Source organism: Neobacillus sp. OS1-32, assembly GCF_030915425.1.
GTDB classification, from domain to species: domain Bacteria; phylum Bacillota; class Bacilli; order Bacillales; family Cytobacillaceae; genus Neobacillus; species Neobacillus paridis.
The window spans coordinates 3818174-3834303 of sequence record NZ_CP133263.1; the positions used below are offsets into that span (position 1 = coordinate 3818174).

Here is a 16130-nt window from a genome sequence, read left to right on the forward strand (position 1 = left end):
GATCATGTTTGTCAAGAGGGGGCAAAGAGTTCATCAATCCTTTTCTCCCTTTTCAGTTAGGGAGGAACTAATATGAGCAAATGCATAAATCCCTTTATTTCTTCAAACGAACAATTAAAATTATTTACAGATATTTTTTCCAACCATTTAGTCCCTTTTTCAAAGAAAAAAGTCAAAAAGGATGATATTATTTTTCATCCTCAGTCTTCCCACCAATATAGCTACTATGTAAAAAGCGGTTTGATTAAAATTTCCGCTTTTGGCTATGAAGGAAAAGAAAAGGTTCTATTTTTCCACCAATCAGGGTCGCTGTTTGGTTTTCAAAATATTAATCTAAAAAAAATCACCATTACAAAAGCAACCGCTGTAACAGACTCAGTGTTATATCAATTTGAATATGAATTCTTCCATGAGTTTTTACGGAACTCACCTGACTATTTTTCTTTATTTCTAAGCTATATTTTTAACATGATGGCTTTACAAGCCGAGGAAGCGATTAATCTCTCTTTTTACCCAACCAACGAACGATTAGCCGGCTTATTGATAATTCTTGAGGAGGAATATAACGGAAGTGCGAGGGAAAACGAGCTCCTTCCGTATAATAATGATGATTTAGCATCAATGTTAGGAGTTTGCCGAAATTCCATCAGTCATGCTATTGGGCTCCTGCAAGCCGATAATATCCTAAAGAAGAAACGAAATGGAATTATAATAAAAGATTTGCAGAAGTTAAAGGAATATGCAACGGATATCGGCATGGAGGCTTAAAATAATGCCAATGGAAAATTTGTTCATGAAAACAAGGGTAAACAAGAATCTGATGGGGTTGTTTACCTCTGTTTTTCTAATCTTTAGTTATAATAACATTTTTATGACGATAACACCTGTCTATTTAATGAAATTAGGAGGAAATCAGTTTCTTGTAGGACTCCAAAGCGCTATTTTCCTTATTTCAGCAATAGGGTTAAGGTTCTTCTTTGGGCCGCTGGCGGATGTAAAAGGTCCAAAACTGACGATGTTCATTGGAGCAGGGGCTTTTTTGGCGGCCGGCATCCTCTTTATTTTTAGCAGCCATGTATGGGAAGTCTTTTTTCTTCGGTTTATTCAAGCCATCGGGTTGGCAGCTTATTTTCCAGGTGCCACAACAACTGTCATGAATGGGGCACCAGAAGGAATGGTAGGAAGATACGTAGGTATTTATCGCTTAGTAACCACATCGACATTACTTTTTGGACCGGTTTTTGCCTTGGGATTAATCGCTGCACAGGGGTATGAAGTATATTATCTCATCATGGCGGTAGTGGCATTAATTGGCTTACTCTTGATTCTGCCGATTCACAACCGAATTCAACCCTTCAATAACAATCGCAAATATAGGCATAGTTTAACAATCGAGAACTTTAAGGGTACATTTGTGATATACTTTACTACCTTTGTTTTTGCCATCGGCTACGGACTTTTATTTAACTTTACGATCTTATTTGTAACAGCACATACCAACATTTCTAACCCAGGTCAATTCTACACCCTATTTGCTATCGGAGGAATCATAGCTAGTTTGACGCTTGGGATGATGTCAGACAAAATTGGGCGGTTAAGAGCTATGACTTTCGCCCTTTTCTTTCTGGGGATTGGGATAGGCGGTTTCTATTTCATACCAGGAGCATCTAGTCTTTTTTATCTTTCGGGGTTATTCACAGGCTTTGGCTATTCCGGCGGTATTGTCATTTCCGTGGCCTGGATTGGTGATTCAGTAAGTCAAAGGATTCGGTCTACCGCTCTTTCATTCCATCAAAATTGCATTGATTTAGGAATTGCCTTTGGCTCCTCTACTTTTGGAATTGTTCTAGGAAAGTTTAATTATTCTCCCATGATTTTTGCCTGCATGGGAATAGGATTGATTGCATATATGCCCATCTTACTTCATTCGAATAGAAAGATAGACAGGATAAGATCTAACGGGGGTGACTTCAGTGGGTCTAATGGAGAAATGGATAGAGAGTCTCGACTATGACTATGAACTAGTCAAATCAGCATGTGTTCGTTACAAGAGCCCCCGGTCAACATGTGATGCCTGTGTTACTGCCTGCCCAGGAAATTCTTGTTTTAGTTTTGGCGTTAATTATTTTTGGGCCAAAGAAACTTCCTTAAATTGGAAGTTCATTTGGACAGACATTACGAGAATTTAAAAAATCCACGAAGGACTTAATTGACGAAGACGAAGAAAAAGAGACTATCAGTTCCTCACCACTTGATAAAAAATAGACTGTTGTGAAATTGGTAACTAGCTTGGGGCTAAATGTTAGCCTAGATTCAATCGAGAATACCACTATAAGAAAAATTAATGATGGAAACACCAAAATACCATCCATTTTAAAAGGAATCTTTGCAGCAAAAAAACTTGAGGTAAAAGTGAATATGGTAGTTCAAAAAATGTAAATGACCAGCAAATATTGCCCATTGATTGAAGGCAAGGAAAAATTGAAATGTACTATATTAGAGGATAAGGAATTCGGTAAGAAAGGTAAAAAAACAACAAAAAGTTAAACAAAAGGCACTCTATCATAATGTTGCGTTAATGACAATTATGATAGAGTTTGCCAATTAAAAAGCTATTTTTCATTTTTAAATAGCTGAAGAAATCTATTTAAAGGAAAAGATAATTTCCGCTTACTTTAGCCTATTTAGAAAATAATCAGGCTGATTGATGATGATCTGTTTATTGTCATTTTGGGAGATGAGTTTGTCCTCTTTTAATTCTTTAAAAATATGGGATACCGATTCTCTGGATGCCCCCGATAGCTTGGCTATTTCCGTTTGGGGGATCGGGATATCTATGATGATACCGTTTTGAATTTTTGTTCCATAATAAATCATTAAATAGGCGAAGGTTAATTCAATCCGGTCTTTAACGTAATTAGTCGTGATGATTTCTATTCGCTTTTCGTGCTGTTCCATGATGCCTGTTAATATTTTGACGACGTGAAATAATCGACTTTTATCCGATAAAATAAAGTTTTCAAAAATAGTCATTGGGATATAATAGACAACGATATCAGTAAGGGCATATGCTGAGAAATGATAATATTCATTTGTAAACATTCCGCGGTAAGGAAAAAAATCGTTTGGTTTTAAATAGTCCAAATACAGGATCGTTGCTTCTTGATTGAACCGTTCCAGCTTAACAAATCCCTCAAGCAAAAAATAAATTTTATCACGCGGATCACCTTCTGTAAAAAGAAGTTGATTTTTTTTGTATGTCCGCTTATACATGTGCTTCTCTAATGATTTAAAATCTTCCTCATCACCTAAGGAAAAAAGTTGACTTTGACCTAGATTCATGCCGAGTTACCCTCTCCTTCCTCCCAGTCATTTCACTCACTTCCAAAAGAAAAACAACTAAATACTATTATACAAAAGTAAAGTCGATAATTTACGTATTTGCTGAATCTTTTAAAAATAATTCATAAATGTTCAGCTGGTATGCGGCCTAAAATTGCACAGAAACAGTGCAAAAAAAGTACTTTTGCTAACATTCATAAGTACAACTTTTGCACAAATAGTTGAGCGTGATTTGGTCTACACACGCATTAAATCAAGGAGTATATTAAAGTCAAGCAATTGCTCAAAGTAAATAAATATACTTTTTTGCACAAACTATTTGTGCAAAGGAGGTACTTTAGATGTCACTAACGCAACGCAGTACTGCCATCTTATCCCATTTAGTAAAAGCCAAAACATTTGTATCTGTTGAAGAATTAATCGAGAAGTTTCATATCTCCAGAAGAACGATTTATTACGATATTGAGAAAATCAATGATTGGTTAAAAAAGAACAATCTGCCAGCCGTAAAACATGTGCGGTCTGCCGGATTTATGCTAGAAGAGGAAGCCATAAACAAAGTTCCGGATAAACTCAGTTTTTTGAAAACCGATCATTATGAGTATTCTGCCAAGGAACGCAAAGCGTGGCTGGCCATCTGCCTAATGACGAGAGATACCCCGCTTTTTCTCGAAGATTTAATCGAGATTTTCCAGGTCAGCCGTAATACAATGCTCGATGACCTTAAGGGGTTAAAGACCGAGTTGAAACGGTTTGACTTAACGCTGGAAGCGAAACGGAAACATGGTTACGTCATCGTTGGGAAAGAGGATGATAAGCGCAAGGCGATTGTTCATTATCTGCAGCATGTGCTGCCGAATCAAAATTGGCAGTTATTATTAACGAAAATTCCGCTCATTTTAAATGCTCACAATGATGGTCTGGATCTGTTTGATTTCGAAAAAATGAAAACGGTTCAAAAAATCATTAGCGACAGTGAACAAGAATTAAGCGTTCAGTTTACGGATGAATTTTTGTACAGCCTAGCGATACGCCTGCTGCTGTTTGGCAAACGGGTGTCGCAAGGGAAGAAAATAACCATTGATCCGGTGGAAAAGGATGTTTTAGCAGAAACAAAGGAATACGTGGCTGCCGAAAAAATAGCTGAAAAGCTTTCGACCCTGTTTGAAATTGAATTTCCCGAAGATGAGATCTTCTATATTACCAAGCATTTGCTTAGTTCAAGAGTGCAATTTTCAGGTGATTTACAACTTGACGCCCATACCGATGCTCGGATTCTTGCCGATGTGGTGACAGAAATGGTGACGGATTTTCAAAAATACGCCTGCGTCTTTTTTGAAGATCGCAAAGAAATGGAGAAAAATCTATTGCTTCATGTAAAACCGGCGTACTATCGGATCAAGTATGGGCTAGAGTTTGAAAGCGAAATGACCGAATCGATCAAGGAGCAGTATCACGATATTTTCGTGATCACGAAAAAGTGCATCTCCCATCTCGAGACAGTTGTTGGAAAACATGTCAATGATCACGAGATTGCTTTAATTGCGATGCATTTTGGCGGCTGGATGCGGAAGGTGGGGATCAAGCCGGCCTCCCGGAGAAAAGCCCTGCTCGTTTGCACAAATGGTGTTGGAACATCACGGCTGCTGCTGCATCAATTGGAAGGTTTATTCTCGACGATTGATTTAATTGGCAGTGTGTCGCTAAGGGAATATCAACAGCAACACTGGGATGTTGATTTCATCATTTCGACGATACCGCTGGAAGAAAAAGAGATACCGGTTTATGTGGTCAGCCCAATTCTCACAGAGAAGGAAAAAGAGAGCCTGTTAAAAAAGGTGGTGGGACTGGCCGAAACGAGCGGCAAACAAAAATCTTCCATAGATGCGCTAATGGAAATTATTCAGAAGCATGCGACCGTTCATGATCAGGAGAGTCTCCTCCGGGATCTCAAGCAGTACCTTTATAAACCGGAGAAGGTTGGCAAGGAGATCGGGAAGCCGAAATTGCGCGACCTCCTGAGACAGGAAAACATCCAAATAAAACCGGAAGTAAGCAATTGGCAAGAGGCCATCCGGACAGCGGCCGAACCGCTGCGGGAAAAAGGTTTCATCACACCAGGTTATATTGATGTGATGATTGATAACCTTGTGAAAATCGGTCCCTATATTGTCATTGCCCCAAAGGTCGCGATCCCGCATGCACGACCGGAGGATGGGGTCAATGAGTTAAGCATGAGCCTGTTAAAGCTTGAAAAAGCGGTGTCTTTTTCGGATAAAGCGGATCACGATATTCAACTTGTGATAGTCTTGGCAGCGATTGATGGGGAAACTCATTTAAAGGCACTTTCTCAATTAACAGAGATGCTTTCTGATAAAAAAAGTTTTACAAAAATCATCCAAGCGAAATCGGCAGTGGATATATATAATGTTATAACTGCCTTCTCTAAAGAATAGCAAGAATTAAAAGGGGGTGATGCAAATGCTTGAAAAATATTTAACAGCAGAAATGGTTCAGTTTAAAGCAGACAGTGAAAATTGGCAAGAGGCGATTAAATTAGCCGCTGAACCATTGGTTCAACATCATTTTGTAGAGCCCAAATATGTCGATACGATGATTGAAAATGTCAAGCAATTTGGTCCTTATATCGTCTTACTGCCAAAGTTTGCGATGCCGCATGCAAGACCGGAAGACGGGGTCAATAAATTAGGCTTAAGTTTATTGATTTTAGAAAAAGCAGTTGAATTTGCTGATGGGAAGATTGCCAATGTTTTCTTGGTGTTAGCAGCGCCTGACAAGGACTCCCATTTGTCCCTGCTTTCCGAGCTGTCCGCTGTTTTAGCCAGCGAGGAAAAGGTGGAGGCAATGGCTTCAGCGAAAACGTATCAAGAATTAATTAAAATTATTTAGGAGGAATTACGAATGAAAATTTTAGTTGTTTGCGGAAATGGCTTAGGAAGCAGTTTTATGATGTCGATGAATGTACAAAAGGCAATGAAGGAATTAAATATTGAAGGAACTTGCTCGCATACAGACTTGGCAAGCGCTAAAACGGAAAATGCCGATTATTACATCGGTTCACCTGAAATCATGGATCAATTAAACGATGGAAAAAGAAAAACAATTCCGTTAGTCAATATGTTCAGCTTGGAAGAAATTAAAAAGGCATTAACAACACACATTTTAAAGGGGTAGATGATCATGTTACATTTAATTATGAATGATATACTGGGAACTCCTGCGATCCTGGTTGGTTTATTTGCACTTATTGGTTTACTTTTACAGAAAAAAGGTGCCGCAGATGTTGTTTCCGGTACGTTAAAAACGATCATGGGCTTTATCATTTTAGGTGCAGGGGCAACGGTTCTCGTTGGTGCACTTGATTTATTTGGTCAAATGTTTGAACATGCATTCCATATTAAAGGGATTATTCCAAATAACGAAGCGATTGTCGCTTTAGCGCAAAAAACATTTGGTGCTGAAACAGCCATGATTATGGTCTTTGGTATGATTATTAATATTTTACTGGCCCGTTTCACGAAATTAAAATATATTTTCTTAACAGGGCACCATACAATGTTCATGGCATGTATGCTTGCTGCCGTATTATCAGCAGGCGGTATGAAGGGGGCGACGCTTGTTTTAGTTGGTTCTCTTATTCTTGGCGCATTAATGGTTGTCATGCCTGCGATTCTTCAACCATATACACGTCAAATTACTGGTTCTGACGATGTCGCTGTTGGTCACTTCGGTTCAATTGGATACTTTGTTTCCGGTACAATTGGGAAATATTTTGGTAATAAAGAAAAGACAACTGAAGAAATTAAAGTGCCAAAATCCCTAGGATTCTTACGCGATTCCTCAGTAGCTCTAGCTTTGACAATGGCATTGATGTTCCTAGTCGTTGCCGCTTTTACTGGTCCAGCTTTTATTGAAAGTAAATTGAGCGGCGGCACAAACTTCGTCGTCTTCTCAATTACGCAAGCGATTACATTTGCCGGCGGCGTTTACATCATTTTAGCTGGTGTTCGGATGATTATTGCGGAAATTGTTCCAGCATTTAAGGGGATTGCCGATAAAGTCGTTCCTAATGCCAAACCTGCATTAGACTGTCCGATTGTCTTCCCATTTGCGCCAAATGCTGTTATTGTTGGCTTCTTATCCAGCTTTATTGCCGGTGTTATCAGCATGTTCTTACTTCCGGTTTTCGGATTATCGGTTATCGTTCCAGGACTTGTGCCTCACTTCTTTACAGGTGCAGCTGCCGGGGTGTTCGGTAATGCCACAGGAGGAAGACGCGGTGCGATTCTCGGCTCATTTGCCAATGGTTTAATTATCAGCTTCTTACCTGCTCTGTTATTACCGGTTCTTGGCTCACTTGGCTTCAACGGCACGACATTTGGTGATGCAGATTTCGGTGTTGTCGGTATTTTACTAGGTAATCTATTAAAATTAATCATGTAATTCTGGGAAGCGGAGGGTGATCGTTATTCACCCTCTATGTTGATGGCTTATAGAAGGCCGCTATCTGCCCTCTAAAAATAGAAAAATTAAACTCAGGCAAAACAAAAGGGGCGGACCTATGTGTATAGCATAAGATCCGCCTCTTTGCTTGCTTTAGCTCCCACCTTTCATCCGTTCGGGCAGACTCTGGATCGATTGGACCACTAAATCGAGCTTTGCTTCAATCCGGTAAAGCAGATAAAGGGTCACGACGATAGGAAAGCCAACCTCGCTGATGAGCGGTACGATTTCCTCCACAATGATTCTCTCCTTTCATTAATATTTTGAAAAAGACCGGATTTCACATGAAACCCGGCCTGCCTTTCGTTAGATAATTTCATATTCGGTAACGTTGCGGTCGATAACGCGTGCGCCCTTCGCAACGGCAAATTTGCCGCTGGAAGTGAAGAAAATATCAGCTGCAATAATTTGCTCCATCGCTTGCTTTACAAGGGCCTCATCAATCGGCTCCTTCGGATTATCAACAGAAATCCGTGCCATCTTACCCGAATCCGTTCCAAACTGCAATTCCAATGTTTTCGCCATTTCATATCACCTCCTATTTGTGTGTGGTGTCAGGCACCGCTCGTGGACATTTGTCCGTGTGGAGTGGACAGTTGATGCTCAGTTCAATCTTACTTCCTGCCTGCCGTTGGCAAACTATTCAGCGAGAATCTCTGAGCTGTCGTTGCGCTCAAGGTTGTTGAGCATGTCGTCGGTCAGCGAGGTAATTGCTGTTGCTGCCTGAAATAATTGATCAGCTGTTGCCTCTTTTCTGACATTACTGAATGTTTTCGATTTTAGAATGGCATTCCCCTCGTCATCCATGCCAACTTGGAATACTAGGCGCAGCTTTGTTCCTTTCAATAATGCTTGTGCCATAGTCTCTCACCTCCTCTCACCCTCTATATAGGGGGAAACGAGGGAAAAAGACATGGTGCAAATAAATATTTTTCATAGTGTCAATTGCCCTTGCATAAAGTTCTTATCTTAAATAATCGCGTCAATTTTACAAAATATTCATAAAAATTTACTTTGAATTAATGCTCCATCAATAATCAAGCATTAATCTTAAACATGTTAGGAAATAGATCAATCAAGGAGGATGGACTATGAAAAAAAGAAGTACAGCTATCGCACTAGCATTGGCTTTAATAATTCCTGCCCTCACACCGGCAGCGGCTGCAGAGAACAAGCAGGTAAAAATTGAGTCGGTGAAGTTTAATGGCATGCCAGCACCAACGACCATCAAGCAAATGGTAGATACTTATTCAACGGCCTCAGTGGATGTCAAATACAGCAATGGAAAGATAAAAAGATTCCCACTCAGCTACAAAAGGCTTTTTAAATCAGAGGATAAAGTGGCAATAAATAATGAAAAACTTATCCCTGCAGGCACTCCGATTGATTATTATGGTGCTCCAATTATGGATCAAAGTGTTCCAGGAAAGCTAACACCCTTTGTTTCTGATGCACCCGATTCCAATAGCTTGCTGAATCCAATTAATGGGAAACTATACATGGTGACACACTATGAATATCAGACATTAGATGCTGCCGGTAATTCCGCATACGGTATTGTGCCTGCCTCCATGTCGTTAACAACGTTAGACCAGGATAAGAAGACTGGTGAGCTAAAGGCGAAAGAGGTTAAGAAGATTGATTTTTCAAGCGTGAACGGACTTTGGATTCCTTGTAATGGTTCGCTCTCTCCCTGGAATAGCCACTTAGGGTCGGAGGAATACGAGCCGGATGCCCGCAAATTTGAATTTGATCCGAAGTCATCAGCAAGAACCCAGGTTGAAAGCTTTGCCCAGCTTTACTTTGGCGACAAATCAAAGGCAAATCCGTATTTCTATGGCTATATCCCGGAAATTCACGTCAAGAAAAACGGTGGGGTAAAGGTAGAGAAACATTATAGTGTTGGTCGTTTTTCCCATGAATTAATGAAAATGATGCCTGACCAGCGAACCGCCTATTTTGGGGATGACGGCGGTAACACAGGTTTGTTCATGTATGTGGCCGATCAAGCAGGGAAATTATCTGCTGGGACGTTATATGCTGCGAAATTCCTGCAAACGGGAACGGACAATGGCGGTTCCGGCAAGTTAGAGTGGATTAAGCTGGGACATGCTACAGATAAGGAAATTAAAAAGCTCATTGATAAAGGGATTAAGTTTAGTGATATTTTTGAAACGTCAGAAATTCCGCAGGAAGGCTACAAAGCTATTAAGCAATATTCCTACGGAAAAATAGAATATCTGAAACTAAAGCCTGGCATGGAAAAAGCAGCAGCATTTTTAGAATCACGCCGCTATGCAGCATACCTTGGGGCGACAACTGAATTCAATAAAATGGAAGGTGTCACCTATAACGCCAAAGATCAAAAGGTATATATTGCAATGTCTTACCAAAGCGGGGGCATGGAGAAGGACACCTCGGGATCGGGATTGCAGGATGATATTCAATTGCCAAGGATTGATGCTGGGGTAACCTATCAATTAGATTTAAACAGTGGTCAAAACGATCATAGTGGTAGCCGCATTCTTAGCGAATATGTTGCAACATCGATGTCTGGTTTAATTGTCGGTGAAGACCTTGCCGCTCCTGATGCTTATGGAAACACCGCTAACGTGGACAAGGTGGCAAACCCTGATAATCTAAGCTTCTCTGAAGCAATGAGAACATTGTTTATCGGTGAAGATAGCGGTATGCATACCAATAACTATGTATGGGCGTATAATGTCGAAACGAAACAGTTATCACGGATTTTATCAAACCCGGCAGGTGCTGAAGCCACTGGCTTATTTGCCGCTGATGACCGAAATGGTTTCTCTTATATCATGAGTAACTTCCAGCATCCTGGAGACGAAGTAGACGGAAAGGCGATTACTGCTGTTAATAAAGCAGAGCTGTTGATAGCGATGGAAAAAGAAATCGGAATAAACAAAACAGGCGGGATTGGCTATATTTCAGGTCTTCCGTCATTTACAAATATGCCGGATTTCACTCCGCCTGCGACTCCAACCATTGACAGAGTGACAGACCAAACAACAGCAGTGCAGGGGAAAACTGAAGCAAACGCTACGGTCAAATTATATATTAATGGAAAATATCAAAAAAGCACCATCGCTGATAAAAATGGTCATTATAAATTTTCCATTGGCAAGCAGCGTGCCGGAACAGAAATAAAAGTCACCGCGACCGACGAAGCGGGGAACGTAAGCACTGCTAAAGTGGTGAAGGTAATCGATCAAACAGCACCAGCTAAGCCATCTGTCAATCCAGTAACGACTAAATCTACTAGTATTACAGGAAATGCCGAAAAGGGGTCGACAGTCTATGTTTATAGTGGAAAAAAACAACTAGGCAAGACCATTACCAATACCAAAGGAAAATACTCTATTAAAATCAAAGCTCAGAAAAAAGGCACAGCCTTAACAATCTACGCTCTAGACAAAACCGGCAACAAAAGCAAACCGGTTACGATTAAAGTGAAATAAGGTGAGCGAAACTTTGGTGTCAGGCACCACTCGTGGACATTTGTACGCGTGGGGTGGACAGTTGGTAAAGCATGGGACGGCTCTGCTGCATGGATGGGAGTTTAAAGATTGTATCGATTTTTTTTGGAAGATAAAAAGTAGAAGAATAATGGTAATCAGTTTTTCGGATACCTCATTAAATATGGATTAATTGAAAAGGCCGTTCTTTCACCACGATAAGTCGGTGTAGGGGCGGCCTTATTGAAAAAATGAAAACCATGCAGTCGGAGCGTAAGGTTCTAGAGAGATTTCAGCGAGGTTTCAAATAAAGCTTCTAATAATGCATAGCAATCTTATTGCATTATGTGCACAAAGATAATGGTAATGTTCGACTGCTTATCTTTTATCCCAATTTTTCACGAATAAAAAAAGAGGTAGCAGTTCAGCTACGCCCTTAATTCCTTTATTTTGCTGATATAGTTAAAAAATAATAATAAAATTTACTCTTTATAGCTGTTTTCTTAATTTCTATACGGAGTAGAGATCGCTATATATGTTATTATTTGATGATGTCCTGTCTTTTATCATAAAACTGAGCACACAAAGAAACAAAGCCATTAGATGATTTCTTATACTGTTGCAATAATCAATTCGGGAGAATATTCAAGTATAATTACCTAACAATCCTGAAAATATGCTATGTGATAGTTGCCAGGGACAATTGATTGAAATTAGCTGTACAATTGTACTTGAAGAAGAGGTAAGGAAAGTCAATTTGCCTATTCTATGTTTTTCATTATCGCTTCGGTGTGTAAAAGTTAATTAATCCTTTTGATAAAAAAGCATTTGTATGTGATCAGCGCTAAAGTAATTAAAAATTCTATTGCCATTATATAGAAAATGAGCATAATAACTTTTTGATTATTTACGCTGTTATTTACCAATGTAAAGACGGTAATGAGAACGCCTGTATTTAGTACAAATCTTCCCATTGATTTTGCTAAAATGTTGATTTGCTTATCTGAGAAATTTTCCTTATCAAAACCGGCTATTAAAAATAGAGCTCTTTTCTTGAAAAAAAGTATTGATATGCCAATGAATAAAATACCAATAGAATATCCCAATAGTGAATCAAATAGTGACATAATTTTACCTCCTAGTATACTGATGGATTCTCGGCATTCCCCGAGTTCAGCGGACAAGGATTCCCTCTCCTCTTCAAATTGACTTTCCCTCGTATTTATTTCCAGCAGACTGCAAGATGGAATAGTCACCGAGAGAAGTACTATACCCCTGGGTACTCATTTTACAAGATCAATGTTTGTGATAGTCCGGATAAATTTAATTGCTATGGAAACTGCTACATAATTATAACGTATTATTCCATTTATTAGAATACAAAAAACGGAAAATTATACATTTTCCACTGAAAAATGATCTATGAGAACAAGGTGCTTGAATTTATTGAATAACTTTTCAGCCACAAGGTTCAAAATTATTATAAATAACACGATCAACTTCTTTTGCACAATAAGTATCGGCAAATAGTGTTGCTAATACTAAGGTTTGTGCGATACTTTCATTTAATATTATTCACTTCCACTCAGTAGTTTGGAACTTACATTAATGTATCCCACCTTTAATAGAGCTCATATCAATCTATCCTAAAGTACAAATATTATCTGCCCCTATCTTCCGTATAAATACAAACATTCAGTTGGCATATTTTGTACAAAAAAACACCTTCGCAAAAATGCAAAGGTATTTTTCATAAAAACTATTTTAACTTTCTCACCTGGTTGGTTACTTCTTCGATCGCTTTTGCCACGTCCTCGACTTCTTTTGTTTGCGTTTCAATGCTGTAGTCTAATCCTTCGGCTTGTTTCATGACGTTGCCCACTTCAGCTGCAATTTCATGACCATATCCTGCTTGGTCATTTGTGGCGTGCATCATTTGCTGCACCATTTCTTTAATGTGGTTGATGTTTCGTGCGATTTCATCGGCGGCCTTTGCCTGTTCTTTTGTGGCATTGGTCACCGAGCCTGATTGCTGGGTCACATTTTTAATTGCTTCTACGATGGCGTGTCCGCCTTGAGCTTGTTCGGACGTTGCATACGAAATTTGTTGGACTTGGCCTTTGGTATTGATAATCCCCCTGACAATTTCTTCAGCTGTAATTGATTGCTCTTTCGTTGAATGCGTCATTTCAATTGTTTGCTTGGTCACATTGGTAACTGCCTGGGTAATTAATTCACTATTTTTCCGTTGTTCTTCCGTTGCTTTTGCAATTGAGTTCATTTCCTCTGATACTTTGGAAATCCCTTCAGAAATTTTCTTAATGGCTTGGTTTGTCTTTTCTGCTAATTGATTGCCAATCATTACTTTCTCGGCCCCTTCATTGATGGAGGAAACGGCAACAGCGGTTTCTGCTTGAATTCCTTTGATCAGGCCAGCAATTTCCTTTGTTGCCTTGGCAGAGCGTTCAGCAAGCTTGCGAACCTCATCGGCGACAACAGAAAATCCCTTTCCATGCTCTCCGGCCCTGGCTGCTTCAATCGCGGCATTAAGGGCTAACAGATTCGTTTGTTCAGCAATTTCATCAATCACTTGAATAATGCTGCCAATTTCTTCAGAACTTTTTCCAAGATTATGCATGATTTCACTGGCTTTATGAATCACTTGGGAAATTTCCTGCATACCATTTAATGTTTCATTTAAGGACATCGTCCCGTTGGCGGCATCCTGTTTAACCGAGTGGCTAAGCTCATTTACGCTTTGGGCAATGTCCGCCACTTGCTTGATGGAGATAATCATCTCATCAACTGTTTTGGAAGTTAGTTCCGCTGTTTCAGTCAGGCTTGCAGCATGTTCACTGACCCCTCTGATGGACGCACTCATTTCTTCAATCGCAGCCGAAATTTGCTCCACCTCAGTACTTGCATTTCCAACATTTCCAGCTACTTGCTCAATCGAAGCCATCATTTGTTGAATTGCCGAGGATGTTTCTTCAGCAGAAGTCGACAAGGTGTTCGCACTCGCTGCCACCAAATTAATCGAAGCGCTCATTTGTTCCACAGCTGCGGAAATTTCATCAACACTTGCAGCTGTTACATTGGTGTTTCCAGCGACCTGTTGAATCGACTCGACCAACTCGCTGACAGAATTATTCGCTTTGTTCATGGAAGCGTCTAATTCTTGAGCACTTGCAGCAGTAAATTGAATCGACCTTTTAATTTCACTGACAGAGTTCGTCGTTACCTCCACACTCTTGACCAGCTTTTTGACCATTCGGGAAATAGCCCGTGTCATGATAAAGGCAATGATCGAACTGAAAATGGAAGCAATTACGGATAGAATCAGAATTTCATAGTTGTCTATGTTGCCTTCGTTATCGGATTGTACGATCGTTTTATGAGCACTCTTTTGTGCAGATTCGTTTAGTTTTTCAAGTGTTACTTGATTTTCTTTATTTATTGAATTGAGTTGATTCAGCTGTGATTCGGTTGCGGTGTAATCATTTTTCCTTGATTCTTCAATAAAGGCAGGAATGAGTTGATTGTAGTTAGAAAAGTTTTTACTTAACTGCGAGAGGTATTCCTTTTCATGAGCGGAATTTTTTAGCTTCTGTACCTCCACCAGTCCCTTTTGAAAGTTGGCAAGGTCTGCATTAATCTGCTTTTCAATTTCCGCTTTCTTGCCGCTGTCGCGCTCAAAGGCATGTTTAACAATATGCTGATGAAGGCTGGAAAGATCCCCTTTTAATTCCCCTGCTAAAACAATTTTTGAAATATCCGTTTCCCCAATTGAAATAATATGATCCCTTAAGTGGTTGATGTTATTATAGGACACGTCTGTAATCACAATAAAAAACAGGATAATAATGATATAACTCCCCATTTGTTTTACATTCATTGACAATTTTTTAAACATACTCCCGTTCGCCCCTATCCATATTCTACTAATATGATAATAAAATACCATTAACACCTACAAAATGGTAGGTAATAAGATGGATTGTTGCGACATTTTTTTTACAATTTGGTGAAAAGGGTCGAAAAAATGTAAATTTATGAGGTTAATGTGATATAAATCATTGGAATATGAGAAGAGTTATAAAATTGAATGAGATGATAGGTCAATCACATCCCTTTTTCAACGAGAAAATAAGGCGTTTTAGAAAACCCGTCTATGGGACAAACCCTCGCATATTTCAAAGCAAACTGTCCCATAGAACCCCCTCAATGGGACAGTCCCCTTTCAATCACCTCTAATTATTACTGAACGAAGGTCGGTCCTACTAATGACTCGGGGTTTTGGCCAAGAACGAGCAAGCAGAGTTTAGCATATCCATTACTCTTATGTTCCTTTAGGATGGCTCTTAATGCTCGGATATTCTCATCATTTTTTAGTTGTTGGATTTCCCTTTTGTAGAGGCGAAGCACAGAACTATGGACAAATCCCGGGGTATTCTCACCGGGGTCCTCGTCCATTAGTAAGCATCCCATATATTGGTATTTAAATTGAAGAGCCCGTGTAAGGTAAATAACATCCAAAAATTTTTCAAAAAGATCGGGATGTGTTTTGTGAAGATCCCTAAATGCCTCCTGGGCACTGGTGAGATCGCCAATACTTGATAATGTAATCATTCAAATTCCCCCTATGATTTGTACCGTGACCGATTTCCAACGAGTTTCTTACAGCAAGATTCCTATTCTTGTTCTCTAACAGTGTTTAAAACATCCCCAAAACAGAAGAATTATTCTAATATAGGATAAGTGTATGTTATATAACAGATAAAGTAA

The 16130-nt window shown here is 39.4% G+C and carries 14 protein-coding genes and 1 pseudogene; 8 read left to right on the forward strand and 7 right to left on the reverse strand.

The genetic code is table 11. From position 1 onward, the window contains the following. The first annotated feature begins 72 nt into the window (after positions 1–72). The 3 genes and pseudogenes from RCG24_RS18785 (at position 73) to RCG24_RS18795 (ending at position 2265) form a co-directional block, all read left to right on the forward strand. Positions 73–768, forward strand: coding sequence for a Crp/Fnr family transcriptional regulator (locus tag RCG24_RS18785; RefSeq protein WP_202655896.1), 696 nt, complete (start codon positions 73–75; stop codon positions 766–768). 52 nt (positions 769–820) lie between these two features. Continuing rightward, a complete protein-coding gene (locus RCG24_RS18790; protein ID WP_308079211.1) occupies positions 821–2014 on the forward strand; it encodes an MFS transporter in 1194 nt (397 codons plus the stop codon). Between the two features lie 56 nt (positions 2015–2070). Continuing rightward, positions 2071–2265, forward strand: a pseudogene (locus RCG24_RS18795) (twin-arginine translocase TatA/TatE family subunit). Positions 2266–2670: 405 nt separating this feature from the next. Here RCG24_RS18795 and RCG24_RS18800 read toward each other — a convergent pair. Further along, positions 2671–3342: a Crp/Fnr family transcriptional regulator gene (locus RCG24_RS18800; protein ID WP_308077742.1), complete on the reverse strand. Its 672-nt coding sequence runs from the start codon at positions 3340–3342 to the stop codon at positions 2671–2673. A 341-nt stretch (positions 3343–3683) separates the two neighbouring features. On the opposite strand from RCG24_RS18800, the gene RCG24_RS18805 reads away from it, so the two are divergent. Genes RCG24_RS18805 through RCG24_RS18820 form a run of 4 tightly spaced genes read left to right on the forward strand, consistent with a single transcriptional unit; the run spans position 3684 to position 7806 of the window. Next, positions 3684–5798, forward strand: coding sequence for a BglG family transcription antiterminator (locus RCG24_RS18805; RefSeq protein WP_202655893.1), 2115 nt, complete (start codon positions 3684–3686; stop codon positions 5796–5798). Between the two features lie 25 nt (positions 5799–5823). Next, entirely contained in the window at positions 5824–6252 is a 429-nt protein-coding gene (locus RCG24_RS18810) for a PTS sugar transporter subunit IIA (RefSeq protein WP_308077743.1), read from the forward strand. Between the two features lie 12 nt (positions 6253–6264). After that, on the forward strand, positions 6265–6537 hold the full coding sequence (locus tag RCG24_RS18815; RefSeq protein WP_202655891.1) for a PTS sugar transporter subunit IIB: 273 nt from the start codon (positions 6265–6267) through the stop codon (positions 6535–6537). A 6-nt stretch (positions 6538–6543) separates the two neighbouring features. Beyond that, positions 6544–7806: a PTS ascorbate transporter subunit IIC gene (locus RCG24_RS18820; RefSeq protein ID WP_308077744.1), complete on the forward strand. Its 1263-nt coding sequence runs from the start codon at positions 6544–6546 to the stop codon at positions 7804–7806. 153 nt (positions 7807–7959) lie between these two features. Here RCG24_RS18820 and RCG24_RS18825 read toward each other — a convergent pair whose 3' ends face one another. From RCG24_RS18825 to RCG24_RS18835, 3 genes are all read right to left on the reverse strand, one after another. Then, positions 7960–8103, reverse strand: coding sequence for a YvrJ family protein (locus RCG24_RS18825; protein ID WP_202655889.1), 144 nt, complete (start codon positions 8101–8103; stop codon positions 7960–7962). 69 nt (positions 8104–8172) lie between these two features. Next, a complete protein-coding gene (locus tag RCG24_RS18830; RefSeq protein ID WP_202655888.1) occupies positions 8173–8391 on the reverse strand; it encodes a DUF2922 domain-containing protein in 219 nt (72 codons plus the stop codon). Between the two features lie 114 nt (positions 8392–8505). Beyond that, positions 8506–8727 carry a DUF1659 domain-containing protein gene (locus RCG24_RS18835; protein ID WP_202655887.1) on the reverse strand — a complete coding sequence of 74 codons (222 nt, stop codon included), beginning with the start codon at positions 8725–8727 and terminating at the stop codon, positions 8506–8508. Between the two features lie 230 nt (positions 8728–8957). Between RCG24_RS18835 and RCG24_RS18840 the strand changes: the two genes are divergently transcribed. Continuing rightward, a complete protein-coding gene (locus RCG24_RS18840; protein WP_308077745.1) occupies positions 8958–11348 on the forward strand; it encodes an Ig-like domain-containing protein in 2391 nt (796 codons plus the stop codon). Positions 11349–12145: 797 nt separating this feature from the next. On the opposite strand, the gene RCG24_RS18845 is transcribed toward RCG24_RS18840, so the two are convergent. The 3 genes from RCG24_RS18845 to RCG24_RS18855 form a co-directional block, all read right to left on the reverse strand. Continuing rightward, a complete protein-coding gene (locus RCG24_RS18845) occupies positions 12146–12472 on the reverse strand; it encodes a DUF3784 domain-containing protein (protein ID WP_308077746.1) in 327 nt (108 codons plus the stop codon). 632 nt (positions 12473–13104) lie between these two features. Beyond that, positions 13105–15258: a methyl-accepting chemotaxis protein gene (locus tag RCG24_RS18850; protein WP_308077747.1), complete on the reverse strand. Its 2154-nt coding sequence runs from the start codon at positions 15256–15258 to the stop codon at positions 13105–13107. Between the two features lie 344 nt (positions 15259–15602). Next, the gene (locus tag RCG24_RS18855) at positions 15603–15974 is read right to left on the reverse strand and encodes a hypothetical protein (RefSeq protein ID WP_202655884.1); all 372 of its coding nucleotides are present in this window, start codon (positions 15972–15974) and stop codon (positions 15603–15605) included. Positions 15975–16130 lie beyond the last annotated feature (156 nt).

Excerpts from the sequence above, each read along its gene's own strand:
- RCG24_RS18785 (WP_202655896.1), top strand. The coding sequence starts at position 73 with ATGAGCAAATGCATAAATCCCTTTATTTCTTCAAACGAACAATTAAAA.
- RCG24_RS18790 (WP_308079211.1), top strand. The coding sequence starts at position 821 with ATGGGGTTGTTTACCTCTGTTTTTCTAATCTTTAGTTATAATAACATT.
- RCG24_RS18800 (WP_308077742.1), bottom strand. The coding sequence starts at position 3,342 with ATGAATCTAGGTCAAAGTCAACTTTTTTCCTTAGGTGATGAGGAAGAT.
- RCG24_RS18805 (WP_202655893.1), top strand. The coding sequence starts at position 3,684 with ATGTCACTAACGCAACGCAGTACTGCCATCTTATCCCATTTAGTAAAA.
- RCG24_RS18810 (WP_308077743.1), top strand. The coding sequence starts at position 5,824 with ATGCTTGAAAAATATTTAACAGCAGAAATGGTTCAGTTTAAAGCAGAC.
- RCG24_RS18815 (WP_202655891.1), top strand. The coding sequence starts at position 6,265 with ATGAAAATTTTAGTTGTTTGCGGAAATGGCTTAGGAAGCAGTTTTATG.
- RCG24_RS18820 (WP_308077744.1), top strand. The coding sequence starts at position 6,544 with ATGTTACATTTAATTATGAATGATATACTGGGAACTCCTGCGATCCTG.
- RCG24_RS18830 (WP_202655888.1), bottom strand. The coding sequence starts at position 8,391 with ATGGCGAAAACATTGGAATTGCAGTTTGGAACGGATTCGGGTAAGATG.
- RCG24_RS18835 (WP_202655887.1), bottom strand. The coding sequence starts at position 8,727 with ATGGCACAAGCATTATTGAAAGGAACAAAGCTGCGCCTAGTATTCCAA.
- RCG24_RS18840 (WP_308077745.1), top strand. The coding sequence starts at position 8,958 with ATGAAAAAAAGAAGTACAGCTATCGCACTAGCATTGGCTTTAATAATT.
- RCG24_RS18845 (WP_308077746.1), bottom strand. The coding sequence starts at position 12,472 with ATGTCACTATTTGATTCACTATTGGGATATTCTATTGGTATTTTATTC.
- RCG24_RS18850 (WP_308077747.1), bottom strand. The coding sequence starts at position 15,258 with ATGTTTAAAAAATTGTCAATGAATGTAAAACAAATGGGGAGTTATATC.
- RCG24_RS18855 (WP_202655884.1), bottom strand. The coding sequence starts at position 15,974 with ATGATTACATTATCAAGTATTGGCGATCTCACCAGTGCCCAGGAGGCA.